The organism is Bacillus sp. UNC41MFS5, from assembly GCF_000686805.1.
Window position 1 is genome coordinate 514,346 of the sequence record NZ_JMLP01000005.1, and the last position, 8,164, is coordinate 522,509.

The 8,164-nt window shown below is 38.3% G+C and carries 7 protein-coding genes; all 7 read left to right on the plus strand.

Annotated features, from left to right (window positions below; translation table 11 throughout):
- The first annotated feature begins 146 nt into the window (after positions 1 to 146).
- The gene (gene dxs, locus BR30_RS0102695; protein WP_026563643.1) at positions 147 to 2,042 is read left to right on the plus strand and encodes a 1-deoxy-D-xylulose-5-phosphate synthase; all 1,896 of its coding nucleotides are present in this window, start codon (positions 147 to 149) and stop codon (positions 2,040 to 2,042) included.
- Between the two features lie 3 nt (positions 2,043 to 2,045).
- Positions 2,046 to 2,885 carry a TlyA family RNA methyltransferase gene (locus BR30_RS0102700; protein ID WP_026563644.1) on the plus strand — a complete coding sequence of 280 codons (840 nt, stop codon included), beginning with the start codon at positions 2,046 to 2,048 and terminating at the stop codon, positions 2,883 to 2,885.
- A 176-nt stretch (positions 2,886 to 3,061) separates the two neighbouring features.
- Complete coding sequence (gene ahrC, locus BR30_RS0102710; protein WP_026563645.1) at positions 3,062 to 3,511, plus strand: transcriptional regulator AhrC/ArgR; 450 nt, start codon at positions 3,062 to 3,064, stop codon at positions 3,509 to 3,511.
- Between the two features lie 15 nt (positions 3,512 to 3,526).
- Positions 3,527 to 5,245: a DNA repair protein RecN gene (gene recN / locus BR30_RS0102715; RefSeq protein ID WP_026563646.1), complete on the plus strand. Its 1,719-nt coding sequence runs from the start codon at positions 3,527 to 3,529 to the stop codon at positions 5,243 to 5,245.
- Positions 5,246 to 5,425: 180 nt separating this feature from the next.
- The gene (gene spoIVB, locus BR30_RS0102720; protein ID WP_026563647.1) at positions 5,426 to 6,715 is read left to right on the plus strand and encodes a SpoIVB peptidase; all 1,290 of its coding nucleotides are present in this window, start codon (positions 5,426 to 5,428) and stop codon (positions 6,713 to 6,715) included.
- Positions 6,716 to 6,767: 52 nt separating this feature from the next.
- Entirely contained in the window at positions 6,768 to 6,956 is a 189-nt protein-coding gene (locus BR30_RS37635) for a hypothetical protein (RefSeq protein ID WP_155928410.1), read from the plus strand.
- A 235-nt stretch (positions 6,957 to 7,191) separates the two neighbouring features.
- On the plus strand, positions 7,192 to 7,983 hold the full coding sequence (gene spo0A, locus BR30_RS0102725) for a sporulation transcription factor Spo0A (RefSeq protein ID WP_026563648.1): 792 nt from the start codon (positions 7,192 to 7,194) through the stop codon (positions 7,981 to 7,983).
- Positions 7,984 to 8,164 lie beyond the last annotated feature (181 nt).

Sequence of the window (8,164 nt, forward strand, 5' to 3'; positions counted from 1 at the left end):
TTTCATTGTAGAAAACGTTGTCAATGCCGTTATCACTCAAGTGTTAGCGGCTATTTTTTAATCAAAGTTAAATTTTCTGAATGTGTCCTTTTTACACAGCAACTAAACAGAGAATGCATAAACGTATGAAAGTGAGTGGTCCAAAAATGGATCTATTATCAATAAAAGACCCGGCCTTTTTAAAAGGCATGTCGAATACCGAATTGGAGGCTTTAAGTCAAGATATCCGAAAATTTTTGATTGAAAAGCTGTCTGTTACTGGAGGCCATATTGGACCAAATTTGGGTGTTGTTGAATTAACTATTGCTCTACATAAATGTTTTAACAGTCCTACAGATAAGATTATCTGGGATGTGGGACATCAGTCATATGTTCATAAAATTTTAACCGGCAGGGCATGTGAGTTTGATACATTGCGCCAATATAAAGGCTTATGCGGATTCCCGAAACGAACTGAAAGTGAGCATGATGTATGGGAAACTGGTCATAGTTCCACATCTCTTTCAGCGGCGATGGGAATGGCCATAGCTAGAGATTTAAAAAAGGAAAAATCTTTTGTCATTCCGGTGATCGGTGATGGTGCCTTAACTGGTGGAATGGCGTTGGAAGCCTTAAATCATATAGGTCACGAGAAGAAAGACATGATTGTTATCTTAAATGATAACGAGATGTCAATCGCACCTAATGTCGGTGCCGTTCATAATATTCTTGGCCAATTACGTACAGCTGGAAAGTATCAATGGGTAAAAGATGAATTAGAAGTACTGCTGAAAAAAGTACCTGCAGTGGGTGGGAAATTAGCAGCAACTGCTGAGAGAGTGAAAGACAGCCTTAAATATTTATTTGTTTCAGGAATGTTTTTTGAGGAATTAGGATTTACTTATCTTGGTCCAATTGATGGCCATAACTTTGAAGCGTTATTTGAAAACTTCAGTTATGCCAAAAAGACAGAAGGCCCAATCCTTCTTCATGTAATTACTAAAAAAGGAAAAGGGTACCATCCAGCGGAAAGTGACAAAACAGGAACATGGCATGGAACTGGACCATATAAAATGGATACAGGCGCCTTCGTTAAGCCCGCAAAAACTCCACCGCCAGCCTGGAGCAGTCTTGTGAGTGAAACTGTTCGTAAGCTTGCTCGAACTAATGACCGAATTGTTGCGATTACACCTGCGATGCCTGTTGGTTCTAAACTTGAAGGCTTTGCGAGTGAATTCCCTGAGCGAATGTATGATGTTGGGATTGCTGAGCAGCATGCTGCGACAGTAGCAGCTGGTTTAGCTACACAAAATATGAAACCTTTTCTTGCTATATATTCAACCTTTTTACAACGAGCCTATGACCAGGTTGTTCATGATATTTGCAGGCAAAATTTAAATGTCTTTATGGGAATTGACCGTGCCGGTTTGGTTGGTGCAGACGGGGAAACCCATCAAGGTGTATTTGATATTGCTTTTTTAAGACATATTCCCAATATGGTATTAATGATGCCGAAGGATGAAAATGAAGGCCAACATATGGTTTACACCGCACTAAATTATGATGACGGCCCGATTGCCATGAGATTCCCACGTGGAAATGGACTTGGGGTTCCAATGGATCAGGAATATCATAATATTCCAATTGGTACATGGGAAGTTCTTAAAGAAGGCGATGATGCAGCAATCTTAACCTTTGGAACAACTATACCGATGGCGTTAAAAGCTGCTGAGATCCTTAAAAAGAAAGGGATATCTGTCAAGGTTGTAAATGCCCGTTTTATTAAGCCATTGGATGAAAAAATGCTTACTAATCTCCTTTCAAAACATATGCCGATTCTCACCATTGAGGAGGCTGCTTTACAAGGCGGTTTCGGGAGTGCAATTCTTGAGTTTGCGCAAAACCATGGCTTTTATCATTCACACATTGATAGAATCGGAATTCCAGACAAATTTATCGAACATGGGAATGTTGACTCCCTTCTTGAAGAGATTGGTTTAACAACCGAAGAGGTAGTCAAAAGAATGTCCATTCTAGCTAGAAAAAAACAACAAAGGGCTTAAGAAATGAAAAATAAAGAACGCTTAGATATATTACTAGTGGAAAGAGGCTTAATCGAAACAAGGGAAAAGGCCAAGCGCTCAATTATGGCAGGGCTTGTTTATTCGAATGAAGAACGGTTGGATAAACCTGGAGAGAAAGTCAAAATTGATATCCCGCTTTCTATAAAAGGAAAAATGCTTCCATATGTTAGCCGTGGGGGATTAAAGCTTGAGAAGGCCTTAAAAGTTTTCGATGTCAGTGTTGCAAATAAAGTGCTCTTAGACATTGGATCTTCTACGGGAGGCTTTACAGATTGTGCACTGCAAAATGGAGCAAAGATGTCCTATGCTTTGGATGTAGGTTATAATCAACTCGCCTGGAAACTTAGACAGGATGAACGAGTTGTAGTGATGGAAAGGACCAATTTCCGTTATGTTACACCTGCTGATTTAATTGGAGAAATGCCGAATTTCGCCACAATTGATGTGTCCTTTATCTCGTTAACTTTAATTTTGCCAGTTTTAAAAACACTTTTAGTTACTGAAAGTGATGTAGTGGCTCTGGTTAAACCTCAATTTGAAGCTGGTCGTGAACAGGTTGGGAAAAAGGGGATTGTTCGTGATGAGAAAGTGCATCTTCAAGTAATTGATAAAATCATTCATTTTGCGCTGGAACAAGGTTATACAATTAAAAACTTATCCTTTTCACCAATTACTGGTGGTGATGGGAATATTGAATACTTGCTCCACTTAAAATGGGAAGGCGAACGGGAAACCGGCGACAATCAATTACCTGTCACACCTGTTGAAATTGTAAAGGACTCCCATTTGGAATTTAAAACAAAACAAAATTCAGAAGGATAGGCAGATGCTTATCCTTTTCTTCGTATTCAAGGCCCTTAATCAACAGCCACATTTAACACAGCCATTTTTAAAAGAAAAAATGTACAAGTTTATAAAAATCGGCTAACATATGGGTAGAAGCATGTTTTAGTACATAATACATAGATAAATGTTTTTAATGATTATGGGGTGAGACAATGAATAAAGGCCAACGTCATATTAAAATAAGAGAAATTATTGCAAGTAATGACATAGAGACACAAGATGATTTAGTCGATGAACTGAAGAATGCGGGCTACAATATAACCCAAGCTACGGTTTCAAGGGATATTAAGGAATTACATCTTGTTAAAGTTCCCTTAAGCGATGGAAGGTATAAATACAGCCTGCCTGCCGACCAAAGATTTAATCCGTTACAAAAATTAAAAAGATCATTAATTGATGCGTTCGTGCGGATCGATTCAGCAGGTCATTTGCTTGTCATGAAGTGCTTACCAGGTAATGCAATGGCCATTGGCGCATTAATTGATAATCTGGATTGGGAAGAAATATTAGGAACCATCTGCGGAGATGATACGATGTTAATTATTTGCCGAACTCCAGAGGATACTGAAGTTATCACAAATCGGTTCCTAGATATGCTTTAATTGGGGGAATGTTCCTTGTTAGCAGAATTATCTATTAAAAACTTCGCTATTATCGAAACCTTGTCTGTAACTTTTTCAAAGGGGTTAACGGTTTTAACGGGAGAGACTGGGGCAGGAAAATCGATCATTATTGATGCTATTCACTTATTAGTTGGCGGCAGAGGGTCTGCAGAATTTGTTCGACATGGCGAGGAGCGTGCCGAAATTGAAGGACTTTTCCAGCTAGATGATAGTAAACATCCTGTCATTGCTAAAGCTCTTGAATTTGGAATCGACATTGATGAAGGAATGGTTATATTACGACGAGATATTTCCCAGTCGGGTAAAAGTATTTGCCGGGTGAATGGGAAGTTAGTGACGATTGCCACTCTTAGGGAAATTGGGTCAACACTTGTTGATATTCATGGCCAGCATGAGCATCAAGAATTAATGGATGAGTCGAGACACTTAACATTGCTTGATCAATTTGGTGCCGATGATATTTGCCCTTCTCAAGGGGAATACCAGCAAGTTTTTCGGCGTTATGAGCAAACAGTGCAAAGGTTAAAGGCATTAAGTGAAAATGACCAACAGACTGCTCACCGGCTCGATCTCATTTCGTTTCAATTGGATGAAATCCAAAATGCAAATTTAAAGATTAATGAAGATGAAGAACTTTTTGAAGAAAAAAGAAAACTAAATAACTTTGAACGAGTGTTTGAGGCTCTTCAATCGAGTCATACCGCCCTACAAGGGGAACAGAAGGGGCTTGATTGGATTAGTATGGTTATGGGGCATCTGGAGGATGCTGCTTCCATTGATAGCGTATATAAGGACATGTATGAAGCTGTTTCAAACAGCTACTACCAATTGGAGGATGCTGCACGATCCTTAAGAACGGAATTAGACGCATTAGAGTTTGATCCGCAGCGATTGCATGAAATTGAAGATCGTCTAAATGAAATTAATCGACTAAAACGGAAATACGGTAAAACAATTGATGAAATATTAGAATACGCCGGAAAAATTGAAGAAGAAATTGAAACATTACAAAATAAAGAAACACATATAAGCGGATTAGAAAAAGAATTAGCATCGATAAAAAAAGACTTAATGCTAGAAGCGAAACAGTTAACGGAAATTCGTCTGAAATGGGCAGACAAACTTACAAAGTTAATACATAAAGAGCTTAAAGAATTGTATATGGCGAAAACCGTTTTTGAAATTCGCTTTGAGTCTAATACAATGCAGTTTACCAAAAATGGTGTGGATCATGTCGAATTTTACATATCAACAAATCCTGGTGAGCCATTAAAGCCTTTATCAAAAGTTGCTTCAGGAGGAGAATTATCACGAATTATGCTGGCTCTAAAAAGTATTTTCTCTCAGCATCAAGGCGTAACTTCGATTATTTTCGATGAAGTTGATACTGGTGTCAGCGGCAGGGTTGCTCAATCAATTGCCGAGAAAATCTATAAGGTGGCAAGCCAATCCCAGGTGTTATGTATTTCGCATTTGCCTCAGGTTGCTGCGATGGCTGATACCCACTTGTTTATTAGCAAAATTATAAAAGGCGGAAGAACAAAGACTTCTGTTACTCCATTGCAGGTTGAAGATAAAATTAATGAAATCGGCCGAATGATATCTGGATCCGAAATAACCGACCTCACTAAAAAACATGCTGAAGAATTATTATATTTAGCCGCAGAGAGTAAGAAAAGTGGCAGTGGAGCGCTGATACGACTTAATCGTTAGTTTTAGACATTTTTCCATTCAGAAAAGCTATAATTACTATATTTTTAATAAAAATTGTAATGCTATCCATTTTGGGTAGCTTTTTTATGTTGAACCAAGTTATAAATGATTGTCAAGGAGGCAAAATTAAAGATGTAGCCATTTAAGTGTAATGAAAAGAAGCGAGGAGAGTGAAAAAATTTGAAGTTAGAACTAATTAGAAAGATTATTGGTGGAATTCTCCTTGTTTCATTAATTAGCCTTATTTTTTTTCAGCCTATACAGCAATATCTCGCGATACCCAAGACTATTACGGTTTTCGAAGGACAAGACTATACTTTTCAAAAGGCTGTACCGGTATCAGCCTCTTTGGTTTCTCAAAATTCAAATTTCACTTTGGATGAAGGAAAACACTCGGTTTCAATGACAGCATCTAAAAATGGTAAAAATGAAATGCTGTTAGAGTATGCGGGGATTCCGATAAAAAAGGTGGATGTACGTGTATTAAAAGATTTTCGGGTTATACCAGGTGGACAGTCGATTGGAGTGAAGTTAAATACCGTAGGTGTATTGGTAGTGGGCCACCATTTAATCAATACCATATCGGGAAAGAAGTCTCCAGGTGAAATTGCAGGAATTAAAGTTGGGGATATCATTACAGAAATAAATGGCAATAAAATAGAAAAAATGACGGATGTCGCACCATTTGTGCAAACTGCAGGACAAGATGGAAAAGCGCTCAATATGGTTATTAGTCGAGAAAGTGGAAAATTTACTACAAAACTAACCCCATTAAAAGACAAAGGGGAAAACATCTATAAGCTTGGTTTATATATTAGAGATTCTGCAGCAGGAATTGGAACAATGACATTTATTCACCCACAATCAAAAAAATATGGTGCCCTAGGGCATGTAATATCTGATATGGATACAAAACAACCAATCGTTGTTGAGGATGGACAAATTGTTCGTTCAACAGTAACTTCTATTGAAAAAGGGAGTAACGGAGACCCAGGTGAAAAGCTCGCACGCTTTTCTTCGGACCGTGAAATTGTTGGGAATATCCAAAAGAATAGCCCATTTGGAATTTTTGGTGAAATGGTCAAAGAATTAAAAAATGGTGTAATGGATAAACCACTGCCGATTGCCTTATCGCATCAGGTAAAAGAAGGACCTGCCAAAATTTTAACGGTTGTAAATAATGACCGAGTTGAAGAATTTGATATTGAAATCGTAAGCACAATCCCGCAAAAGTTTCCAGCAACCAAAGGCATGGTAATCAAAGTAACCGACCCTAAACTCCTTAAAAAAACAGGAGGAATTGTTCAAGGGATGAGCGGAAGCCCAATTATTCAAGATGGAAAACTAATTGGCGCTGTTACACATGTTTTTGTTAATGATCCAACCTCAGGATACGGGGTACACATCGAATGGATGTTAGATGAAGCTGGAATTAACATATATGAAATGCCAAAAAATAAAGCAAGTTAACATTGGGAGCAAAATAGGAAAAATCCCTATTTTGCTTTTTTTTACATAGGTTGTGTTACAGGTTAATTTTGATTTTTGTACTCTGTTGATTGAAGTGGAAGGCACGAAGACTCCTGCGGGAGTACGGGGCAGGGGAGACCCCGCAGGAGCAAAGCGACGAGGAGGCTCACCGGCACGCCCGCGGAAAGCGAAGTGCCTGGAACGGAAATCAACAGCCAAGTTTAACACAGCCTTTACATAAAAAATTTCGACAAAAATAACCCAAATATTAGAATATACGCGTTTTACGTCGAAAAGATGAGAAAAACAAAGAAAAGATAAGATTTTATCACTATTTTAAGAAATATTAAAAAAATGAGAGGAATTTTTGTTGCATTGTCGAATTTCTAATTTAGAATATAATTAAGAGAATACAACTGATTAGGAACGTAAGTTGAAATAGAGGTTATGATTTGAACCCTGAGGAGGAACTGGAAGTGAAGAAAATTAAAGTATGTGTCGTTGATGACAATAGGGAACTAGTAGGATTATTAGAGGACTTTATTTCGTCCCAGGATGATATGGAAGTTGCAGGAATTGCTCACAATGGTCAGGAATGTTTAGAAATGTTATCGCAAACTGATCCTGATGTTTTAGTTTTGGATATTATTATGCCCCACCTAGATGGGTTAGCTGTACTAGAGCGCCTCCGTGAAATTAAAAAAGGAGTTCTGCCCAATGTGATTATGTTAACAGCATTTGGTCAGGAAGATGTTACGAAAAAAGCGGTTGAACTTGGTGCATCCTACTTTATTTTGAAACCATTTGATATGGAGAATCTAGGCAGCCATATTAGACAAGTTAGTGGAAATACTAACTCGTTTACCCGAAAATCAACATCCACCACATACCGTACTCAAACTGAACAAAAACCTAAAAATTTAGATGCCAGTATTACAAGTATCATCCATGAAATTGGTGTCCCAGCCCATATTAAAGGGTACTTGTATTTACGTGAAGCCATCTCAATGGTTTATAATGATATCGAACTTTTAGGTTCTATTACGAAAGTGTTGTATCCAGATATCGCAAAAAAATATAACACGACTGCAAGCCGTGTGGAACGAGCCATCCGTCATGCGATTGAAGTGGCTTGGAGTAGAGGAAATATTGACTCCATTTCTTCATTGTTCGGTTATACGGTCAGTATGTCTAAAGCAAAGCCAACAAATTCCGAGTTCATTGCAATGGTTGCTGACAAGCTTCGTCTAGAGCATAAGGCGTCTTGAATAAAATAACAATGAATGAAAGCCTTCATCAAAAAAATGAAGGCTTTTCTTAGTGTGCCAGGCATGGCAACTATCTAGGTGGTGAAAGTCCACTGTGGGGGTACACATCGACCAACCACTAAGGAAGCGCAAGGTACTTACCGTGAGGTAAGGGCTGGAGGAAGCGTGGAATAAAATCTTG